Raw genomic sequence first — 19885 nt, 5'->3', positions numbered from 1 at the left:
TCCATTAGAATCCCAAGCTAGACAGCAGATCGTCCACATCATCCTGACCATTGACTACATCGGCACGCGCCTCTGGATTCATGATTGGGCCTTCGGCTTCAATCCCGTTCACAGGGAGAGTACGAGTTGAATGCTCAGCTGCAGCCTCACCAAACATAGTCAGCATTTCTATTAATTTTGTTTCAACTTCCTGAACCAGTTTTATGACCTTGCGGATCATCTGGCCTGTCAAATCCTGAAAGTCTTGTGCCATCAGAATTTCTGTCAGCAGTTGTCGTAACTTATCGGCATCTGACTCAGAAGCCTTAATGAAATCATCAAGTTGATGGCATAAGGACTTAAACTGCCCCACGCTCATATCTCTGGACATCAGTGCATTCCAGTTGGGCATCACCAGCTGGATATTATCATTCAGGCGATCCGCTATTGGCAGACTGGCCTCTACCGCATCCATGGTGCGATTAGCAGCCTTGTCGGTCATATCTATGACGTAATTGAGGCGCTCCCTCGCATCGGGAATGTCATGGGTGGCCAAATCGGGAATTCGGGGGTCGAGACGAAATTCTTGAAGTGAGTTATGCAATTGTCGGGTCAGCTGACCAACTTTTTCAAACAGATCGGCTGCGTTGGGGGCACATACATTGGCAAGCAGTTCATCGGCCAGCTCGAATTCACCTTGCTCCAGATGAGCAACAAGCATCCTTGCCTGGTCGAGCGAAATCATTGCTTTCGTTTTGGCCATCATCCCTGCTGCTCCTTAGCCAAGGCGTTCAAAAATTTTGTCGAGTTTTTCTTTGAGCGTTGCTGCAGTGAAAGGCTTGACGATATAACCGTTAACGCCGGCTTGCGCGGCTTCGATGATCTGCTCGCGTTTGGCTTCTGCCGTCACCATCAGTACCGGCAGATGCTTGAGCTTTTCATCGACACGAATGGCTTTCAGCAGGTCGATACCTTGCATGCCTGGCATGTTCCAGTCGGTAACCACAAACTGGAAATCACCATTTTTCAGCATCGGCAATGCTGTGTTGCCGTCATCCGCTTCATGGGTATTGTTGAACCCAAGGTCGCGAAGCAAGTTCTTGATAATCCGGCGCATCGTTGAAAAATCGTCAACAATGAGGATTTTCATGTTCTTGTCCAAAATTCCCTCCTCAATAGCCACCTCAGTGGCTCACTTACATGATGCTAAAAACGGGTTGTGTCATGCGGATTATGCCTTAGAGTTTCATCTCAGTGTAGCCAGTACAAACACTTATAGATGCCAATCTCTCAAACGAGCGCGTAGTCTGTGCATTGCCTGACTATGTATCTGACTCACGCGCGACTCACTCACATTCAAAACCTCGCCAATTTCACGTAAATTCAGCTCTTCATCGTAGTAAAGAGAGAGAACCAGGGCTTCTCTCTCCGGTAAGCGACCAATTTGCTCCGACAGTTGAATTTGAAATCGTTCTGTGGCCAGTTCATCAAACCCCGAGCCTGACGGAGCTTCATCAGGGTTACCGATCACATCCTCACTGACCCCCAGATCCTCGATACCGATGATCTTGCCACAGGAGACATCCTGCAGCATGACATGATAATCAGCGAGAGAGACCCCCATTTGCGCTGCGACTTCCGCGTCGCGAGCATCCCGTCCATTGGCTTGTTCCACATTTTCGATCGCTTCGGCAATCGCTCTGCTGTTTCGATGCACGGAACGGGGCACCCAATCACCACGCCGGATCTCATCCAGCATGGCACCACGGATACGGATCCCGGCATAGGTCTCGAAACTGGCTCCCTTGCTACCATCAAAGTTCCGTGACGCTTCGAGCAGCCCAATCATACCTGCCTGTATCAGGTCATCCAGCAAGACACTGCTTGGCAGGCGAGCCAGCAAATGCTGGGCAATCCGCTTGACCAGTGGAGCATGGCGCTCTACCAGCAGATAGGAATCCTGATGACGCAAGTACGCTTGGGCTTTATTCACGGGAACCTTCCTGTGTGGTGGCCTGAGTCTGCAACAGATTCTCCAGGAAAAACTCCAGATGACCGCCAGGCTGGTTTGGTACCGGCCAGCTAGCTGCTTTGTTGGCCAATGCGCGGAAAGCCAAAGCCGCCGGCGACTTGGGAAACGCCTCGACAATCAGTTTCTGCTTGCGCACGGCGGCACGCAGATTGGTGTCATAAGGCACGCAGGCAACCAGTTCCAGTGACGTATCGAGGAAACGATCGGTTACCCGGGTCAGCTTGGCAAAAAGCTCCTGCCCTTCACGCAGGCTGCGCACCATATTTGCCACTACTTTGAAGCGAAATACACCGTGCTCTTTGGAGAGGATCTTGATGAGGGCATAGGCATCGGTAATGGAAGTCGGCTCGTCACACACCACCACCATGATGTCCTGCGCAGCACGGGTGAAACTCAACACCATGTCCGAGATCCCCGCCGCCGTATCCACCATCAGAATATCGACCTGGGTCTTCATCTCGCTGAAGGCGCGGATCAGTCCGGCATGTTGTACCGGTGAAAGCTCGACCATGGACTGGGTCCCCGAGGTTGCAGGCACAATCATCATGCCATACGGTCCCTCAACGATAATGTCGTCGATAGTGCACTCACCTGCCAGCACGTGAGAGAGATTGCGATGAACCCGCAGCCCCAGCATGACGTCGACGTTGGCCAGACCAAGGTCAGCATCCAGCACCATTACCCGTTTGCCTTGGGCCGCCATGGCTCCCGCCACGTTCAGGGTCACGTTGGTCTTGCCCACGCCACCTTTACCACCGGAAACGGCGATCACTTTTACTCGATTGTTTTGACGCATTTTGCGCAGACCACTCGCCTGATCCATATACATGTTACTCATAAAACTCCGAATCTTCGGCCTCGCCAAAGCCTGTGCCCCAGAAATAGGGCTCTTCTGTTTCTCGCTCCAGCGAGCCCATGGCCGCGCCGATAAGCTGCGCCGCATTGGCAACCTGAATATCTTCCGGAACCCGCTGCCCATCCGTGATGTAACTGATAGGCAAGGCATTCTGGATACACACGTTAATCACTTCGCCCAGATTCAGACTCTCATCCAACTTTGTAAGTATGCAGCCGCTCAAGGGAATGCGCCGGAAATGGTCAACCGCTTCCTGCATTACCCGACGCTGGGAGGTTGCCGACATCACCAGATAGCTGCGGATCCTCACCTTGGCATTCTTGACCAGGGTATCGAGCTGCTCGGTCAGCCGGATATCCCGCTGCCCCACACCTGCCGTATCGATCAATACCAGCCGACGGTGGCGGAACTGATAGAGGGCATTGGCCAGCTCTTCGGCATCACGCACCTGACGAACCGGACAGCCCATGATCCGGCCATAAGTCTGTAATTGCTCATGAGCACCGATCCGGTAGTTGTCAGTGGTGATAAGGGCCACCTGCTCGGCACCATACTTCATGGCAAAACGGGCGGCTAATTTGGCGATGGTGGTGGTCTTGCCCACCCCGGTCGGCCCCAGCAGGGCAACGGCGCCCCCCTGACGTAAAATCTCGTCCTCGCTGATCTTGAGCTGAGCCGTCAACACTTCCGCCAACTGGGCCATCGCCTGATGGATGGGCATGTCTTCAGGGATCAGCCCCGCCAGTTGATCGGCAAACGCATCGTCAAAGCCCATCTTTTTGAGCTCCTTGATCAGCAGAGCCCGCATCGGCTCACGTCGCTCAACTTCCTGCCACATCAGACCGGAGATCTGGTGCTCCAGCAATTTGCGGATACTGGCCATCTCCTTGCGCATCCCCTCCATCTCCTGATCCCGCTGAGCAGGTTGAGAAGAACGCTGGGCGGAGGCAACCCGGGCTTTGGGCTTGACAGGTTCCGGGGCGGCACCCCATTGCCCCTGCTCGGCCAATGTTCTGGGCGCTGCATTGGCAGCGGCCAGACCGGCCGATTGGGTATTGCCCATTGGCGCCCCATTGCCCGGCTTGAGCTTCTGCTGGCGCGCCAGCAAGGCGGCCAGGGTATCGGCATAATGTTCGTTCTGTTCCTGAACCTTTGTGGGCTCGGGGCGGGTAATCTGCCGAGCAGCAGACGAAATATTGACACTCTCATCGTTCAGCTGACGGCGAACCGGCGCATCTTTGGGCCCCGGAACCTGGGATTGATAATCGACTGCGGCGACTATCTCTACCCCTCCGGTGACCTTCTTGTTGGACATGATGACAGCGTCAGGCCCGAGCGTCTCCTTGACCTCGGCCAGAGCCGTTCGCATGTCCTTGGCAAAAAACCGCTTAATCTTCACCCATCGTCTCCGCTAACTAGTTCTGCCCTACCGCACTGACGATGCGGATCTGCTTGTCGTCGGGCACTTCCTGATAAGACAGAACACGCAACCCAGGAATGGCATTCTTGACAAATTTTGCCAGGGTATTGCGCAAGATCCCCGATGTCAGAAGCACGGCCGGTTGGCCTTCCAATTCTTGTCGTTGAGTGGCTTCCACCAGCGAGCGCTGCATTCGCTCCGCCAGACCCGGCTCAATACCGGCACCATCACCTCCACCCGCCTGCAGGGATTGATGCAATATACGTTCCAATTCAGGTGCCAATGTTATCACCGGTAGCTCTGGGTCTGGGCCGGCAATCTCCTGCACAATCAGACGACGCAGGGCAATCCGGCAAGCCGCGGTGAGCACTTCCGGATCCGGACTGCGCGGCGCGTATTCAACCAGGGTCTGCAGGATAGTGCGCATATCGCGGATTGGCACCCCTTCATTGAGCAAATTCTGCAATACCTTCACAAGGTTACCCATGCTGATCACTTCCGGCACCAGCCCTTCGACCAACTTGCTCTGGTGTTTGCCAATCATGTCGAGCAGTTGTTGTACCTCGTCATGGCCGAGCAACAGTGAGGCATGGTTGGTCAAGATCTGACTCAAATGGGTGGCAACTACGGTCGCAGTATCCACCACTGTATACCCCAGGGTCTGCGCCTGTGACACCTGCTCCTTGGCTACCCACACTGCTTCAAGTCCAAACGCGGGATCCCGGGTAGCAATCCCCTGAATTTGGCCGAATACCTGCCCCGGGTTGATGGCCATCTCTTTATCATGGTAGACGCTGGCCTCGCCGGTACTGACTCCCATCAAGGTGATGCGATATTGATTTGGTGCCAGATCCAGGTTGTCGCGGATGTGGACGGCAGGCACCAGAAAGCCCAGTTCTTGCGAGAGTTTCTTGCGCACCCCTTTGATCCGGTTGAGCAGTTCGCCCCCCTGATTGCGATCCACCAGCGGGATTAGCTGGTAACCCACTTCCAGCCCGATGATGTCTACCGGCATCACATCGTCCCAGCTCAACTCTTTCTGTTCATGCGATGGCTGGTCAGTACTGGTCGGCATCAACTCGCCGCTGGCTGCTTTGGCTACCGCCAGCTTCTCGCGGCGCAGCAGCCACCAGGCTCCAGCGGCAGCGATCGCCCCCAGACTCAGGAAGGCGAAGTGCGGCATCCCCGGCACCAGTCCCATCATCAGCAGGATACCGGCAGAGATGATCAAGGCCTTGGGATTGTCGAACAGTTGGCCCAATACCGCCGTGCCCATATCCTGATCGGTATTCTGACGGGTCACTATGATGGCGGCGGCGATAGAGAGCAACAGGGAGGGGATCTGCGCCACCAGACCGTCACCTATCGCCAGCAGGGTATAGATCTCGGCAGACTCCCTGAAGGTAAGATGATGCTGCATCATCCCGATGATAAAGCCGCCGATGATGTTGATGAAGAGGATCATGATGCCCGCAATGGCATCCCCTTTGACGAACTTGGAAGCACCATCCATAGAGCCATAGAAGTCCGCTTCCTGGGTCACATCCTGGCGACGCTTCTTCGCCTCTTCCTGGTTGATGAGGCCGGCATTCAAATCGGCATCGATGGCCATCTGTTTGCCCGGCATCGCATCCAGAGTAAAACGGGCGCTCACTTCCGCGATCCGCCCGGCCCCCTTGGTGATAACCACAAAGTTGATGATCATCAGGATAGTAAAGACGATGATGCCGACTGCATAGTTACCGCCGATCACCACATTACCGAATGCCTCGATCACATGGCCTGCCGCTGCACTGCCATTGTGACCTTCCAGCAAGACCACCCGGGTCGAGGCCACGTTCAATGCCAGCCGCAGCAAGGTGGCCAGCAGCAATACGGTCGGGAAAGCAGCAAATTCGAGGGGGCGCCGGGTATAGACGGATACCAGCAGCACCACGATAGAGAGCGCAATGTTGAAGGAGAAGAGCACATCCAGCATCAGTGGCGGGATGGGCAACACCACCATGCCGAGCGCGGCCAATACCAGCAGAGGGGTACCAAGGCCTTTGCTCAATACTCCCCGAGACTGTTTTAACTGGCCCAATACTGCCTTGAATTCCATCGCTCTTCTCAATGTCAACCTGCTGGTGCCAGATTAAAGCAAACATTAAGCCAATAATGCAACACATTGAAATACAATGAATTTATTTTGACAACGTCAGAACTTTGTCATTTGCGATATTCGGTCGGAATGGGCAGATCTTTAGCCAGCGGCTGAGGACGGCGCCCCTGGCCACGGCGGAATTTCTTGAGCTGGAAGACATAGGCCAGAACCTGGGCAACCGCCGCAAACAACCCTTCCGGGATCTCGTGGCCCAACTCGGTAGAGTGGTAGATAGCCCGGGTCAAGGCCGGTGACGGCATGATGGGTATCTCGTATTCTCTAGCTATCTCCCTGATCTTCATTGCAATTTCATCAGTTCCCTTGGCCAAGACCTTGGGCGCGGCACCGGGTTTGCCCGCATCATACTTGAGCGCTACCGAGTAGTGAGTCGGGTTGGTGATCACCACATCAGCCTTGGGTACATCCCCCATCATCCGGCGCATCGCCATCTGCATCTGCAACTGGCGGATCTTGCCCTTTACCTCGGGTTTACCCTCGCTATCCTTGAACTCGTCCTTCACCTCCTGCTTGGTCATCTTGAGCTGACGCATATGGTTCCATTTTTGGAACGGCACATCGATGGCCACAATAGGCAACAGGGCACAGCAAAGAATGATCAGCATCCACAAAAAAAGGTCGAGGGCATCTATAATCCCGCCGGGGAATCCCTCCATGGAGAGGTTGAGCAGATGATCAAACTGGCTGGAGAGCATCCACCAGGCAAACAGGGTGATGAACACCACCTTGGCGATGGACTTGACAAGCTCAATCAGTGACTGCACCCCAAACATCCGCTTGAACCCGCTGATGGGGCTCATCTTGCTGAATTTCGGCATCATTGCTTCAGTGGAGAAGTTCATCCCCCCCATCAGGATATTGCCGATAAAAGCTGCAATAGCGACCAGAGCGAATAGCAATCCGAGCGGAAACACCAGTTCCCCCAGCAGCGCCGGCACCATAGCAACCATGGCATTGGGATCGAAAGCCTGCTCTCTGTTCAGCGTGAAGCCCATGGTCACCACCTTGAGCATGGCGTTCGCCAGGTAACCCTTGATAAACAGCAGGCCAAATACGGCTGACAACAGCACACTGGCTGTTCCCAGCTCCTTTGAACGTGCAATCTGCCCTTTTTCACGGGCCTGTTGCAGTCGTTTGCCCGTGGGTTGTTCGGTACGTTCCTGGTCGGTATCAGCCATTGACACCTCCGAAACATTGGGTGTCAATCAGCTCGCAACTGACCTCCTGCACCCGCTCCCACAAGGTGTCGAAATGGCCGAGGAACCCGCCGATCGTAAGCCAGAGGATAAGCAAACCCGACATCATGCTGACGGCAAAACCGATACTGAAAATATTGAGCTGGGGGGCTGCCCGGGTCATCACGCCAAAAGCGAAGTTGATAAGCAACAGCGCCACGATGGCAGAGAGGGCCATCACCAGCGAGGCCTGATACATGACCCCCAGGAACGCGCTCAGGGTTTGCATAGAAGAGAGTGACAGACCGCTATCGGAGATGGGTAGCGTCTCAAAACTGAGGATAACCAGACGTAGCATCACCAGATGACCATCAAGCGCCAGAAATACCAGAGTCGCCAGCATCAGATAAAACTGACCGACCACAGGGGCCGACTGGCCATTCATCGGATCCACCAGGGTGGCAAAACCCAGACTGGTTTGCATGGCTATCACCTGCCCCGCCATCACGAAGCTTTCCATCAGAAACTGGGTCATCAACCCCAGCGCAATACCGATCAACAGCTGCTGGCCCAAGACCAGAAAACTGCCGGCAGAGAAGAGCTCCACTGGGGGCATGGGAGGGAGCAGAGGAGCAACCAGAAACGTCACGGCTACCGCCAGCCCCAACCTGATCCGAGCGGCGACCAGCCGGCTGCCAAATACCGCCATCACCATGAAAAGGCTGCTTATTCTAGCCAGTGGCCAGAGAATGGACGACAACCACTCCATGATCAGAGCGGTGGTATAGGTCACCCCACCACCTCGGGAATTTGATTGACCATCAGGATGAAGAAGTCCATCAGACTCTGCATTCCCCAGTGAGCACCAATCCCTAGGGCCAAAAGGGTCACGATGAGACGGGGCAGAAAGCTCAAGGTCTGTTCGTTGATGGAGGTGGCGGCCTGAAAGATGGCTACCACCAACCCGATAGCAAGGCTGGGCAGGATCACGGCGCTGACCATGATATTGACCAGCCAGAGCGCCTCACGAAATACATCGACAAAGGTTTCTGGACTCATGTTCGGGCTCCTTGCATGGGACCGGTTAACCGGCACCCAGTCCGAAACTGTTGGCCAGCGAACCCAGGATCAGGTTCCAGCCATCCACCATCACAAACAGCATCAGTTTGAAAGGCAACGAGACGATCATCGGCGAGAGCATCATCATCCCCATCGCCATCAAGATACTGGCGACCACCAGATCGATGACCAGAAACGGCAAGAACAGCATAAAGCCAATCTGGAAGGCTGTTTTCAGTTCGCTGGTGACAAAGGCCGGGATCAGCACCCGCAGCGGCACATCGGCAGGCTTCTCCACCTGCACGTTGGCGATCTCCATAAAAGTATTGAGATCCTTGATCCGGGTCTGGGCCAGCATGAACTGGTGGATGGGCAATTCAGCCCGTTCCAGCGCCTCCTTGGCCTCAATGGTTTCGGCCAGATAGGGCTGCAGTGCCTCGTCATTTATGCGATCCAGCACAGGCGACATGATGAAGAACGACATGAACAGGGCTATGCCGATCAACACCTGATTGGAGGGGCTCTGTTGCAGACCGATCGCCTGACGCAAGATTCCCAACACTATGATGATACGGGTAAACGAGGTCATCATGATGACCATTGCCGGCAGGAATGAAAGTGCCGTCATCAACGCCAGCACCTGCAGGGTCAGGCTGTACTCCTGAGAGCCATCCCCCATGGTCTTGACGGTCACTGCCGACATGCCGTCCTGCGCCAACGCAGGCCAGGCGCAAAGCAGCGAAATCAACAGGCTGGCCAGCAATCCGCTTTGCCACAACAAGCCGTTAGTTTTTTTCATGTTTGCCCATCAACTTACCCAGCTGCTGGGAAAATGCCTGTGGCTGCTGTTCGTCCAGCGGCTCCTCCAGCCGATAGAGAAAGTTGACCTGCTGCGGCGTTACGCCGACCAGCAGCTGCTGCTCACCCACCTTGACCACCAGCAGCTTCTCTTTGTAGCCCACAGGCAGCGTAGCAATCACTCTCATCTGCCCGCCCCCCATGGCGGTGGCAATTTTGCTCTTCTTGAGCAAGAAACCCAGCACCAGAATAAGCCCGATCACCATCAGGCTGGAGAGCAGCCAGGAACTCAGGCTGGGAGGGTTGGCGGCCCCCCCCACCTCGGCAAACACCGGCAATGGCAGCCACAACAGCAGCAGACGCATCATTTGAGTTTCTTAATCCGTTCAATCTGGCTGATGACGTCGGTCAGGCGAATACCGAACTTGTCGTTCACCACCACCACCTCGCCGTGAGCGATCAGGGTACCGTTAACCAGCACGTCGAGGGGCTCGCCCGCCACCCTATCCAGCTCCACGACCGAGCCCTGGTTGAGCTGCAGCAGGTTACGAATGCTAATCTGGCTGCGACCGACCTCCATCGAGATGGTGACCGGAATATCCAGAATGGTGTCAAGCTTGCGCCGCTCCTCGGCACTGATAGGGGCATCGTCCTTGAGCTCTTCCAGCGGGGCCGGTTTGGCTTCCGCCGTCACCTGCTCCTCCAGTGCTGCCGCCCAGGCATCAGCCATCAGATCCTCTTCCTCTGTTCCGCTCATCTTGTTTCCTTATACCACTTCGTGACGATCAATAACTGCAAACCGTCGATTAACGCTGTTGTTCTTCGATGCTGCGCTCAAGCTCTTCAAGCTCGGCCTCACCATCGATACGTACACCACCCCGGGTCACCAGATGCATCTCGGTCTTGACCCCTTCCGGGCGCTTGAGCTTGTCGGTGATCTTGAGTGCCACATTCTCCTTGGTCCGCCCCATCTTGGCATGGAAGGTGGGCAAATCTTCCACGTAGACCAGCAAATGTTCGGGCATGTCGACCGGAATAATATCTCCCGGCTGCAGCTCCATCAGTTCACGCAGAGTGAGTTCGGTCTCCAGCAGTTTGGCCCTCAACTCGACCTTTACATCCATGATCTCGTCACGAAGTGCCTTGCTCCAGCGCACGTCTGTGTCACCCTTGTCACTCTGCACACCGGCATCGAGCAGTTCACGGATCGGCTCCAGCATGGAGTAGGGCATGGCCACGTGGAAATCGCCGCCGCCACCATCGAGTTCGATGTGAAACGAGCTCACCACAATCACTTCGGTCGGGCTGACGATGTTGGCCATCGCCGGGTTCACTTCAGAGTCGAGATACTCGAACCCTACGTCCATCACTGGCGCCCAGGCATCCTTGTAATCCTCAAACACCAGTTTGAGCAGCATCTGGATGATCCGTCGCTCGGTCGGCGTGAACTCGCGCCCCTCAATCTTGGCGTGGTAGCGCCCGTCACCACCGAAGAAGTTCTCCACCAGAATGAAAACCAGTCGTGCCTCCATGGTGATGAGTGCGGTTCCTTTCAATGGCCGGAAACGCACCATATTGAGGCTGGTCGGCACGAACAGGGTGTGAACATACTCACCAAACTTCAGCATCTGCACCCCGTTGATGGAGACCTCGGCGGTACGACGCATCATGTTGAACAGGCTGATCCGCATGTGGCGAGCAAAACGTTCGTTCACCAGCTCCAGGGTCGGCATCCGGCCACGGACGATGCGGTCCTGGGAGGAGAAGTCAAACTGAGCAACGCCGGGGTCTCCGGCGCCGCCTATCTCTTCCTCTTCGACATCATCGACACCGTGCAAGAGGGCATCAATTTCGTCCTGACTTAACAGATCGCTCACGCTTCACCTACTGCATTACAAAGCCGGTAAACAGCACTTGTTCGATAACGGGGGAAGAGACCAGGTCCTTAAGCACCCGACGGCACTCTTCCAGTGAATCCTTGCGCAGCTTCTCCTTGCCTTCAAAGGTCATCAGCTGTTCGGCACTGGCTGCACTGAACACCCGCAGCAAGGTGCCTTCAATCAGGGGTATATTCTGTTTGGCCAGCGTCTCGTCGGCGGTGCCGCGCACCATCAGCTGGATCTTGATCTGCACCAGTCGATCCCGCTGGGCTCCCGCGACGTTGAAGACAAAGGGACGCGGCATCCCGACATAAAGGGATGGCTGGGGTGCTTCCACCTTGGGTTTGGCCTCAGCACCCTCCGCCGCTTCGGCAGGGGGGGTATCCGAGCCGGACAGCATAAGCCAGGCGCCTGCTCCACCACCGCCCAGCAAAATGACCGCCAGGGCAATGATAATAATCAGCTTCTTTTTCTTGCCCGCAGCCGGGTCTTTTAGCGTCAATTCGTTATCGTCAGCCATCCCTTGTCCACCCTAGTCTCAAACTTGTTCGATATCATAAACTTACTCGGGATTGCATCAAGCATAGAAATCTATTCCTGAACCGTTTGTCGATTCCACCGACAAATTGGGGTTGGTCGTAGTGACCTCCCCGTCAAGATGGCTATGACCGGAGTGTCCCTCTCCTGATTGTCCCTGCCCGGCAAACGCCGACTGACCCTGCTGTTGTTGCTGCGGTGACTGTTGTGACTGCTGCTGCACCTGGGTCTGGCCAAGCTGGATCCCCTGCCCCGCCAGCATTTCACGCAGACGGGGCATCGCCTGCTCCAGCATCTCACGGGTCTGTCCGTGCTGAACTACAAAATGGACGCTCGCCTGGCTGGATACGTCGATCTGGATCTTGATCTTCATCTTGCCAAGGCCGATGGGGTCTAGCTGAAGCTCGGCCTGCTGCAGCTTGTCGGCCAGCATCAGGTTGACCTTCTGGTGCAATTCGGCGGGTGCTTCCTGACTAGACAGTTTCAAATGGGGTAAATTCTGCGGTTCACGGCGCAACGTGCCCTCAGCGGCGGGCGCCCGGCTGTCGGCCACCTGGGGCTGAGGCTGGCTGTTCTGGCCATGCTGTACAGTCTGGCTCTGGCTGCTCTCGCTGCTCGATGTCGTAGCGACAAGACTCTTCTCAGACTCACCGACCTTCGGTTTTACCTCAAGCGAAACCGCTTTGCGCACCTCGTCGGTGCCCGTCACTTCCATCTGCCTGATCCCGGCTGAAATGCTCGACAGCGGCGCTTGCGGCCCCTGAGATTCGGACTGCGCCAACACCTGCTGCGGCGCCACCATCACGGGTGCGGCAGCGCTATCGGTCTGAGTCGTCACATTTGCCGTCACGCTGCTCTGGGCTGTGGCACTTTGCACTGTCGTCACTTGCGCCGCACCTGGATTGGAGGATGTGGTTGTCGCTGCCTGCTGTCCCCCCTCGGCGCTACTCTTATCAGCTCCCTTGCCAGACCCATTAGCGGTGCTCTCTACGGCAGTAGAAGTGGTTGAGCTACCCGCATCTGGTTGTTTGCCCCCCTCACCGAATGCCTTGAGCACCGCCCCCTGAGTCGTGGCTTGAGCAGCTTGTCCCTTGCCGGTCACGACGCTGCTGGCAGCGGGGTCGGATTTGCTGTCATCTCCCTCTTTCACTGCGGGTGACTCACCACTATTTGCCGCATTGGCGGACGCCTCAACCGGCAACACCCTGGCCAGTTGGGCCATCCGCTCAGCCCCCGTAAGGGGCTTGGTGAGCTTGCCATCTGCCCCGAGAATTTCACCCTTGGCAGAGACTTTCTCCCCGGGCTGACCATCTTGGGTGGCGGCGGCATCCTTCCCCTCAGAAGTGTTGGGAGCGGAGGACAGTACGGCGGTCGAGGCGTCGCCCTGCTCAATCACTCCTCCTGCAGAGAGTGAAACCGGAGTTTCAAGGGAAGATTTACCAGTCGTAGCCAGAAGCGACTGCGCCCCGGACTGATCGGCAAGTTGGCGTACAGTCCTGACAGTTGCAGGGGACTGCTCGCTTTCATCAAGCGCAATCCCCTCCAGCGCACCCTCTTGCGGCAACGGATTGCCGTCTGCCGCAGTGGCGCTCTGTTGGGCCGCCACCGCCAGTTGGGGTGTCACTAGCGAGGTATCGAGCTTGAGGGAGTCTTGCAGACGGAGCAGAAAGTCGGTGGCAGGGAGCTCCTCCGCCTTGTTGTCGGCGCCAGGCTCCTGCTCCTTGCTGGCCTCCTCTTTGGGAGAGGCGCCCTCGGTCGCCAAAGATTTGGCTGATCGGACATTTTTATCGCCCTGAGTAGCCTCGGCGGCGCCCTGTTCGCTGTTCCGGGCCTTGGCAATCAGAGTGGCGAAATCACCCTTGCTGTCGCGCCCCCCCAGATCGATGCCATTGCTCTCGACTGAGCTGCTCAGAGGCGCTTTGTCCAACCCGTTGGCCGCAGCCGAAGGCGTTTGTGTCAACACTGTCTGCATCATGATGGCATCCCTGAATTCTAGCGGCCCCCTACGAGATGGCCGCCGACAATGTCCAGATCAAAGCAAGTTACAGGCCAGATTGATGAAAACGCCGCAACATGGCGTACTCATCCAGCATCTTCTGCTCCTGACGCAGAGCTTTCTGCTGCTCGCGGCTCGCCTGCTTCTCCAGCAACAGATCTACCGCCTTGCGTCGCTGCTGGGCAGCCAGCCACTCTCCACGACGTTGCTCCAGCGCCTGACGCACCTGCAGCACCCCTTCGTGTTGCTGGGTCGCCGCCTGCTCAAGCTTGTTGATAAAGGCGTGATACTGGCTGTTTTGCTGGGGCGAAATCCCTTGTAAACCGCGATCGGTCCACTGCTGGTGGTAGATCTGGCGGTACTGGTTGAGGGCATTTTGCTGATCCATAAACAGCTTGAGATCCTGCTGCGCCTTCACCAGCGCCAGCGCACACTGCTGCTCTGCCTCAGCCAGCCGCTCTGCCAACAATAGCAACCCTTTACTCATAGTCGCCCCCTATCTTCCCAACCGTCATCAACGCATCAAGGGCATCGCCACCATCTGCAAGGCTTGCAGGCCATCATCGTAGTGAATGACCTCTCGCATCCCCTGCTGCAAGAACTGATCCAGATAGGGTTTTTGAATGATGGCGCGGTCAATACGCGGATCGGAACCCTGACTGTAGGCGCCGATGGTGATGAGATCCCGGTTCTGCTGATAGAGGGAGTAGAACTGCTTGAGGGTGCGCGCCAGATCCATATGTTCCGGCGAGGTGACCATGGGCATAACCCGGCTGATGGATTTCTCGATGTCAATGGCCGGATAGTGGCCTGCATCGGCCAGATCGCGCGACAGAACTATGTGGCCATCGAGGATCGCCCGCGCCGCATCGGCAATGGGATCTTGCAGGTCATCCCCCTCGGTCAGTACGGTGAAGAAGGCGGTGATGGAGCCCTGGCCGTCGCTGCCGTTACCAGCCCGCTCCACCAGCGCCGGTAATTTGGCAAATACCGACGGTGGATAGCCCTTGGTCGCTGGCGGCTCGCCCACCGCCAGTGCGATTTCCCGCTGAGCCTGGGCGTAACGGGTCAGCGAATCCATCAAGAGCAGCACATTGAGCCCCTGATCGCGAAAATACTCGGCAATGGCCAGCGCCGTTTCACACCCCTTGAGCCGCATCAGCGGCGAAGCATCGGCGGGAGCGGCCACCACCACGGAGCGGGCACGCCCCTCCTCCCCCAGAATGTCCTCGATAAACTCTTTCACCTCCCGGCCCCGTTCACCGATGAGGCCGACCACCACCACATCCGCCACCGAGCCGCGAGTCATCATGCCAAGCAGCACCGATTTACCGACACCGGAACCGGCAAACAGCCCCATCCGCTGGCCCTGACCGACCGTCAGCACGGCGTTGATGGCGCGCACCCCGACATCCATCGGTTGATGGATCGGGCGGCGAGAGAGCGGGTTGATGCGGTGCTGGGCAAACTGCACCGTCCGGGACGAGATAATGGGGCCGAGGCCATCAAGCGGCTGGCCGATGCCGTCGATGACCCGACCAAGCAGGTTCATGCCAACAGGAATACCGTGCTCTTCGGTGATGGGCACCACACGGGCACCAGGGATCACCCCCTTGAGCTGTTCACTCGGCATAAGATAGAGGCGATCGCCCGAGAACCCCACCACTTCGGCCTCCAGCGTCCCATCCAGGGTATCGATGCGACACAAGGCTCCGATGGCGGCACGGCAGCCGATGGCTTCGAGGGTCAGCCCCACCACCCGGGTCAATTTGCCGGCAACCGGCGGTTTGGGGGCGCTGTCGCGTACCTTGTACCCTTGCAACCGGTTCAGTAGCGAGCCGCTCATCTGGCCTCCTGGAAGCTAAAAAGTGCAGCCGGACGGTAACGTCCGGCATCGGTTATGGGCGTGGATCCTGCGAGGCCGGTTTCTGCGACGCATTGTCCCGCAAGAAGTTGCGCAGCAGCTGATCGATGCGCCCGGAGAGGGTCAGATCGATGCTGGAGAGCTCGGTGACCAGTTGCAGATCGCCGGGGGAGAGGGTGGGATCGCTCTGCAGTCGCCAGTGCCGCTTGGCGCACTCGTCGGCGCCAAATGCCTGCTCGATTCGCGTGATGTCATCGGGATGCAGCATCAGAGTCACCCCCTGCTCGGCGGCAGGCAGCAACGCCAGCCCCTCCTTGAGCGCCTCCAGCAGGATGCGGGGCGAGGTCTCTGCTTCATGGCGAATGAGCGCGCGGGCCAGTTGCATCACCAGCGAGACCAGTTGCTGCTCTACCGCCAGATCCAGCGCGCTCAGGGGATTGGCAAGGCGTGCGGCGAGACCCTGCCAGTGGGCGATCTCCTGCTCCACCAGATCGCGCCCCATGGCCAGCCCCTCCTCGCGCCCCTGTTCGAGACCTGCAGCATGACCCTGTTGCAATCCTTCCAGCTTGCCCTCTTCGAGCCCCTTGGCAAAACCGGCCTCGCGCCCTTCGGTCAGTCCCTCTTCCCAGGCGGCCTGACGGATCGCTTCGAGCTCTTCGGCGGTGATGCTGGGGGTCGGCTCCTGCTCGGGTTCCGGCTCCACCACCTCCTCTTCCTGCTGATACCAGTCAGGTGCAAGACCGAGCGCATTGGTCTCGGCCTCAGCCACCACGTCCATTTCGGGCCAGCCCCAGGCCTCTACCCGGGTCTCTTCCCCTTCAGGCCGCACATAACCACGCAGCTTGTTGTTCATCTATTCGCGCCGCTCCTTGCCAAGACAACATACTGGGCGGCAGACAGGTTACATGAGTTGGCCATGGTTTAGAGGAACTCCTCGCCACCGCCGGAACCCAGCATGATCTCGCCGGCATCCGCCAGACGGCGGGCGATGGAGAGGATCTCCTTCTGGGCAGCCTCCACCTCGGAGACCCGGATCGGCCCCATGGCCTCCAGATCGTCTGCCAGCATTTCTGCCGCCCGTTTCGACATGTTCTTGAAGATCTTCTCGCGCATCTGATCGTCGGACCCCTTGAGGGCGCGCTGCAACAGATCCCCAGGCACTTCCCGCAGCAGAGTCTGGATACCGCGATCGTCCACATCGATGAGGTTTTCGAACACGAACATCAAATCCTGGATCTGCTGGCTCATCTCTTCGTCCGACTCGCGGATGGAGTCCATCAACTGGCCTTCGATATTGGTATCCAGATAGTTCATGATGTTGGCGGCTGCCTTCAGGCCGCCCATCTTGGCTGCCTGGGCACCGGCCGCACCGGCGAACTGTTTCTCCATGATGTCGTTCAACTCTTGCAGTGCCGCCGGTTGTACCTCTTCGAGGTTGGCGATACGCATCACCAGATCGAGGCGCACCTGCTCCGGGAACTGGCTCAGGATCTCGGCGGACTGCTCCGGCTCCAGATAGGAGAGCACTATGGTCTGGATCTGCGGGTGTTCGTTCTGGATGATGCTGGCCACCTGACGGGCATCCATCCACTTGAGCGAATCGAGGCCACGGGCGCCGGAACCGAGAATGATCTGGTCCACCAGGTTGCTCGCCTTGTCCTCGCCAAGGGCCGCCACCAACGCCTTGCGCACAAAGTCTTCACTACCGATACCTATGTTGGTGTACTTCTGGATATCGTCGATGAATTGACGGTGCACCGCCGCCACCCGATCGTGACTGAAATCGGACATGGAGGCCATCGACATACCGAGTCGCTGCACCTGCTTGGGTTCGAGATGGCGGAAGATCTGGGCGGCATCCTCTTCGTTGAGGCTCAACATCAATACAGCCGCCATCTCCATACCGGACATCTGATCCAGCAACTGGCGCTGGCTGTCGGTAATGTCGTTGCCGGTCACCTGGCTTTTAGTTTCTTCAGGCATCTTTGGTTACCCACTCTTTAATGACCTGAGCGGCCAGATCCGGTTCGTTCGCCACCAGCGCACGCACCGCCTTGAGCAAATCTTCATCACGGTGCAGATCCGGCAGTTTCAGCTGACCATCGCGCACCCCGAATACCTGCTCTCCCTCAACCTGGGCTGCCAGCAAGCTGAGCTCGTCGTCACCCCCCAATACGGTGTGGTTGTCAAAGTCCACTTCCCCTTCCGGCTTGGCATCCGGATAGAGCAGCCGCTTGAGCATGGGGCGAACCACGGTGACGATCAAGACAATAATCACCAGTACCGAAGCGGCAATCCGTACCGCACGCCAGAACCAGGGCTGATCGTAGAGCGGCACCTCGGCCACGGTATCAAGCTCGGGACGATTGAACGGAATGGCGACCACCTCGAGGGTATCACCACGGGTCACATCAAAGCCAAGGCCACCGCTCAGCAAACGGCGCAGGGTATCGAGTTCCGCCTGGGTGCGCGCTTCGCGGGTCACAGCCCCGTCGGCACCGGGCACCGCCTTGTAATCCACCGCGACCGAGACGGTCATGCGGCGAATGCCCCCCATCTGGCGCCGGGTATGGCTGACGGTGGTATCCAGTTCGAAGTTGCGGGTCGCCTCTTTGCGAGAACGCCCCGAGGCAGCAACGCTGGCCCCATCACCGCCAGTGGCCTGTTCAGGAATATTGGACGCGGCAGGGGGCTGGTTGCTGAGAGCCCCCGGCACACCGCCATTGCTGCCGCCGGAGCTGTTCTCTTCCAACGTCATCTCGGAGCGCACTGCAGGCAGATCCGGGTTGTAGGTTTTGCGGGTCTGCTCCTGCTGGGAGAAGTCGAGGGAGAGATCCACTTCCGCCGTATAATTGTCGGCGCCAAGCACCGGGATCAGAATGGCGTCAATTTTTTGCTTGTACTCCAGCTCCTGCTTCTGCTGCATCGCAAATTCCTTGCGCGTCTGGGCAGAGACGGGATCCTGGGAGCCGGAATTAAGCAGGCGGCCATTCTGGTCGGTGACGGTGACACGAGTCGGCTCCAGGCCATGTACCGCAGAGGCCACCATATCGACGATGGAGTCCACCTCCCCCTGCCCCAGTGCCGCCCCTTTCAGGTTGAGTACCACGGTAGCACTGGGCTTGCGCTCGTTGCGGGCAAAGACGTTATCTTTGGGGATGGCCAGCAGCACCTGGGCCTTGGCCACATTCTGGAACTGTTCAATGGCGCTCGCCAACTGGCGCTCGCGACTCAACTTGAGGCGCTCGGCCTCCATCCGCTGGCTGACACCGAAACTGGAGTCCTTGAGCAGAATATCCTCTCCACCATTGGCTACATCGGCCGCATTGGTGAGGCCGGCCCGGGTCAGTGCCAACCGGATACTGGCAAAGTTCTCGGCACTAACCAGCACGCTCTTGCCATCGACCTCATAGGGGATCTTCTGCTGATCGAGGAAGTCGAGGGTCTTCACCAGCTCCTGAGTGGTATAGGTGCCAAGAGGGCGCATATCCGGCTCCTTGCCCCACAGCAGGATGAAGACGGCGATGGCCAGGCAGATGGCAAGCCCCAGGATCAGAGTGATCTGGCGCAGTACATCGGTATTGGACAAGAATCCCAGTGCCGAGCTCTTCTGCTCGTTGGCATCGAGGGCGGCGGTGCCCTCATCGTTTATCAGCAGATCGCCATTTTGGTCAGTAGCCACGATTTATGTCCTTATTGCTGACATGTCATGATGCACGGTCATCGCTCAGACCGGCATATTCATGATGGTTTTGTAGGCATCAACCATCTTGTTGCGCACCTGCACCGTCGCCTCGAAGGCGATGGAGGATTTCTGGCCCGCGATCATCACCTCGGCCAGATCCACCGACTTGTCGCCCATATCGAAACGGGTGCGCAGATCATTGGCTGCGCCCTGCAACTCGTTGACGTTACCGAGCGCCTGCTGCAACAGCAGGCCAAAATCGGAGGTCACCTGACGGCCAGGCTGTGACAGCGGGGTTGCACCGGCCTCTACCTTGAGAGCCTGCATCTCTTGCATCAGGCTGCTTGCACTAATTTCCATTTTCTGTCCCCAGACAAATCATTGACGCTGACGGACCAAAAGCAATAAAAGTGCCAATTAGGTAAAAACGATCTCAAGCCGCA

Annotated in this window: 21 protein-coding genes; all 21 read right to left on the bottom strand. The window is 57.4% G+C overall.

Annotated elements, in window-relative coordinates:
- Window positions 1-4: 4 nt before the first annotated feature.
- The 21 genes from G5380_RS04015 to fliE all read right to left on the bottom strand — a co-directional run bounded on the left by G5380_RS04015 (window position 5) and on the right by fliE (window position 19802).
- The gene (locus tag G5380_RS04015) at window positions 5-745 is read right to left on the bottom strand and encodes a protein phosphatase CheZ (protein ID WP_216951803.1); all 741 of its coding nucleotides are present in this window, start codon (window positions 743-745) and stop codon (window positions 5-7) included.
- A 12-nt stretch (window positions 746-757) separates the two neighbouring features.
- Complete coding sequence (gene cheY / locus G5380_RS04010) at window positions 758-1141, bottom strand: chemotaxis response regulator CheY (protein WP_041234108.1); 384 nt, start codon at window positions 1139-1141, stop codon at window positions 758-760.
- A gap of 111 nt (window positions 1142-1252) precedes the next feature.
- A complete protein-coding gene (locus G5380_RS04005; RefSeq protein WP_216951804.1) occupies window positions 1253-1972 on the bottom strand; it encodes an RNA polymerase sigma factor FliA in 720 nt (239 codons plus the stop codon).
- Window positions 1965-2807 carry a MinD/ParA family protein gene (locus tag G5380_RS04000; RefSeq protein ID WP_408082997.1) on the bottom strand — a complete coding sequence of 281 codons (843 nt, stop codon included), beginning with the start codon at window positions 2805-2807 and terminating at the stop codon, window positions 1965-1967. Before G5380_RS04000 ends, G5380_RS04005 begins: the two co-directional genes overlap by 8 nt.
- A 34-nt stretch (window positions 2808-2841) precedes the next feature.
- Entirely contained in the window at window positions 2842-4266 is a 1425-nt protein-coding gene (gene flhF / locus G5380_RS03995) for a flagellar biosynthesis protein FlhF (protein ID WP_421352396.1), read from the bottom strand.
- Window positions 4267-4282: 16 nt separating this feature from the next.
- The gene (flhA, locus tag G5380_RS03990; protein ID WP_216951806.1) at window positions 4283-6388 is read right to left on the bottom strand and encodes a flagellar biosynthesis protein FlhA; all 2106 of its coding nucleotides are present in this window, start codon (window positions 6386-6388) and stop codon (window positions 4283-4285) included.
- Between the two features lie 107 nt (window positions 6389-6495).
- Window positions 6496-7626, bottom strand: a complete 1131-nt coding sequence (gene flhB / locus G5380_RS03985; RefSeq protein WP_216951807.1) for a flagellar biosynthesis protein FlhB — start codon at window positions 7624-7626, stop codon at window positions 6496-6498.
- The gene (fliR, locus tag G5380_RS03980; protein WP_216951808.1) at window positions 7619-8416 is read right to left on the bottom strand and encodes a flagellar biosynthetic protein FliR; all 798 of its coding nucleotides are present in this window, start codon (window positions 8414-8416) and stop codon (window positions 7619-7621) included. Before fliR ends, flhB begins: the two co-directional genes overlap by 8 nt.
- On the bottom strand, window positions 8413-8682 hold the full coding sequence (fliQ, locus tag G5380_RS03975; protein WP_005334727.1) for a flagellar biosynthesis protein FliQ: 270 nt from the start codon (window positions 8680-8682) through the stop codon (window positions 8413-8415). Before fliQ ends, fliR begins: the two co-directional genes overlap by 4 nt.
- Window positions 8683-8707: 25 nt before the next feature.
- Window positions 8708-9481, bottom strand: coding sequence for a flagellar type III secretion system pore protein FliP (gene fliP / locus G5380_RS03970; RefSeq protein ID WP_421209533.1), 774 nt, complete (start codon window positions 9479-9481; stop codon window positions 8708-8710).
- Window positions 9468-9848 carry a flagellar biosynthetic protein FliO gene (fliO, locus tag G5380_RS03965; RefSeq protein WP_216951810.1) on the bottom strand — a complete coding sequence of 127 codons (381 nt, stop codon included), beginning with the start codon at window positions 9846-9848 and terminating at the stop codon, window positions 9468-9470. Before fliO ends, fliP begins: the two co-directional genes overlap by 14 nt.
- The gene (fliN, locus tag G5380_RS03960; protein ID WP_005343964.1) at window positions 9845-10237 is read right to left on the bottom strand and encodes a flagellar motor switch protein FliN; all 393 of its coding nucleotides are present in this window, start codon (window positions 10235-10237) and stop codon (window positions 9845-9847) included. Before fliN ends, fliO begins: the two co-directional genes overlap by 4 nt.
- A 49-nt stretch (window positions 10238-10286) precedes the next feature.
- The gene (gene fliM / locus G5380_RS03955; protein WP_005343961.1) at window positions 10287-11357 is read right to left on the bottom strand and encodes a flagellar motor switch protein FliM; all 1071 of its coding nucleotides are present in this window, start codon (window positions 11355-11357) and stop codon (window positions 10287-10289) included.
- A gap of 7 nt (window positions 11358-11364) precedes the next feature.
- A complete protein-coding gene (gene fliL, locus G5380_RS03950) occupies window positions 11365-11880 on the bottom strand; it encodes a flagellar basal body-associated protein FliL (protein ID WP_227341088.1) in 516 nt (171 codons plus the stop codon).
- Window positions 11881-11937: 57 nt separating this feature from the next.
- Window positions 11938-13872, bottom strand: coding sequence for a flagellar hook-length control protein FliK (locus tag G5380_RS03945; protein WP_421352395.1), 1935 nt, complete (start codon window positions 13870-13872; stop codon window positions 11938-11940).
- A 67-nt stretch (window positions 13873-13939) separates the two neighbouring features.
- Window positions 13940-14380 (bottom strand): flagellar export protein FliJ, encoded by a 441-nt coding sequence (gene fliJ / locus G5380_RS03940; RefSeq protein WP_421352394.1) that lies wholly within the window; start codon window positions 14378-14380, stop codon window positions 13940-13942.
- 27 nt (window positions 14381-14407) lie between these two features.
- The gene (fliI, locus tag G5380_RS03935; protein ID WP_421352393.1) at window positions 14408-15739 is read right to left on the bottom strand and encodes a flagellar protein export ATPase FliI; all 1332 of its coding nucleotides are present in this window, start codon (window positions 15737-15739) and stop codon (window positions 14408-14410) included.
- 52 nt (window positions 15740-15791) lie between these two features.
- Window positions 15792-16610 (bottom strand): flagellar assembly protein FliH, encoded by an 819-nt coding sequence (fliH, locus tag G5380_RS03930; protein ID WP_216951815.1) that lies wholly within the window; start codon window positions 16608-16610, stop codon window positions 15792-15794.
- A gap of 68 nt (window positions 16611-16678) precedes the next feature.
- Window positions 16679-17740 carry a flagellar motor switch protein FliG gene (gene fliG / locus G5380_RS03925; RefSeq protein WP_216951816.1) on the bottom strand — a complete coding sequence of 354 codons (1062 nt, stop codon included), beginning with the start codon at window positions 17738-17740 and terminating at the stop codon, window positions 16679-16681.
- On the bottom strand, window positions 17733-19439 hold the full coding sequence (gene fliF, locus G5380_RS03920; RefSeq protein WP_216951817.1) for a flagellar basal-body MS-ring/collar protein FliF: 1707 nt from the start codon (window positions 19437-19439) through the stop codon (window positions 17733-17735). Before fliF ends, fliG begins: the two co-directional genes overlap by 8 nt.
- Before the next feature lie 45 nt (window positions 19440-19484).
- Window positions 19485-19802: a flagellar hook-basal body complex protein FliE gene (fliE, locus tag G5380_RS03915; RefSeq protein ID WP_042011636.1), complete on the bottom strand. Its 318-nt coding sequence runs from the start codon at window positions 19800-19802 to the stop codon at window positions 19485-19487.
- Window positions 19803-19885: the final 83 nt, after the last annotated feature.

This window comes from Aeromonas sp. 604443 (assembly GCF_049170315.1).
GTDB lineage: Bacteria > Pseudomonadota > Gammaproteobacteria > Enterobacterales > Aeromonadaceae > Aeromonas > Aeromonas veronii_A.
This window is presented reverse-complemented; position numbering and strand designations above follow the sequence as displayed.

Coding starts and splice junctions, on each gene's coding strand:
- fliH (WP_216951815.1), bottom strand. CDS start 16,610: ATGAACAACAAGCTGCGTGGTTATGTGCGGCCTGAAGGGGAAGAGACC.
- G5380_RS04000 (WP_408082997.1), bottom strand. CDS start 2,807: ATGCGTCAAAACAATCGAGTAAAAGTGATCGCCGTTTCCGGTGGTAAA.
- fliG (WP_216951816.1), bottom strand. CDS start 17,740: ATGCCTGAAGAAACTAAAAGCCAGGTGACCGGCAACGACATTACCGAC.
- fliO (WP_216951810.1), bottom strand. CDS start 9,848: ATGATGCGTCTGCTGCTGTTGTGGCTGCCATTGCCGGTGTTTGCCGAG.
- fliJ (WP_421352394.1), bottom strand. CDS start 14,380: ATGAGTAAAGGGTTGCTATTGTTGGCAGAGCGGCTGGCTGAGGCAGAG.
- flhB (WP_216951807.1), bottom strand. CDS start 7,626: ATGGCTGATACCGACCAGGAACGTACCGAACAACCCACGGGCAAACGA.
- fliI (WP_421352393.1), bottom strand. CDS start 15,739: ATGAGCGGCTCGCTACTGAACCGGTTGCAAGGGTACAAGGTACGCGAC.
- G5380_RS03945 (WP_421352395.1), bottom strand. CDS start 13,872: ATGATGCAGACAGTGTTGACACAAACGCCTTCGGCTGCGGCCAACGGG.
- fliL (WP_227341088.1), bottom strand. CDS start 11,880: ATGGCTGACGATAACGAATTGACGCTAAAAGACCCGGCTGCGGGCAAG.
- fliQ (WP_005334727.1), bottom strand. CDS start 8,682: ATGAGTCCAGAAACCTTTGTCGATGTATTTCGTGAGGCGCTCTGGCTG.
- G5380_RS04015 (WP_216951803.1), bottom strand. CDS start 745: ATGATGGCCAAAACGAAAGCAATGATTTCGCTCGACCAGGCAAGGATG.
- flhA (WP_216951806.1), bottom strand. CDS start 6,388: ATGGAATTCAAGGCAGTATTGGGCCAGTTAAAACAGTCTCGGGGAGTA.
- fliP (WP_421209533.1), bottom strand. CDS start 9,481: ATGAAAAAAACTAACGGCTTGTTGTGGCAAAGCGGATTGCTGGCCAGC.
- fliE (WP_042011636.1), bottom strand. CDS start 19,802: ATGGAAATTAGTGCAAGCAGCCTGATGCAAGAGATGCAGGCTCTCAAG.
- fliN (WP_005343964.1), bottom strand. CDS start 10,237: ATGAGCGGAACAGAGGAAGAGGATCTGATGGCTGATGCCTGGGCGGCA.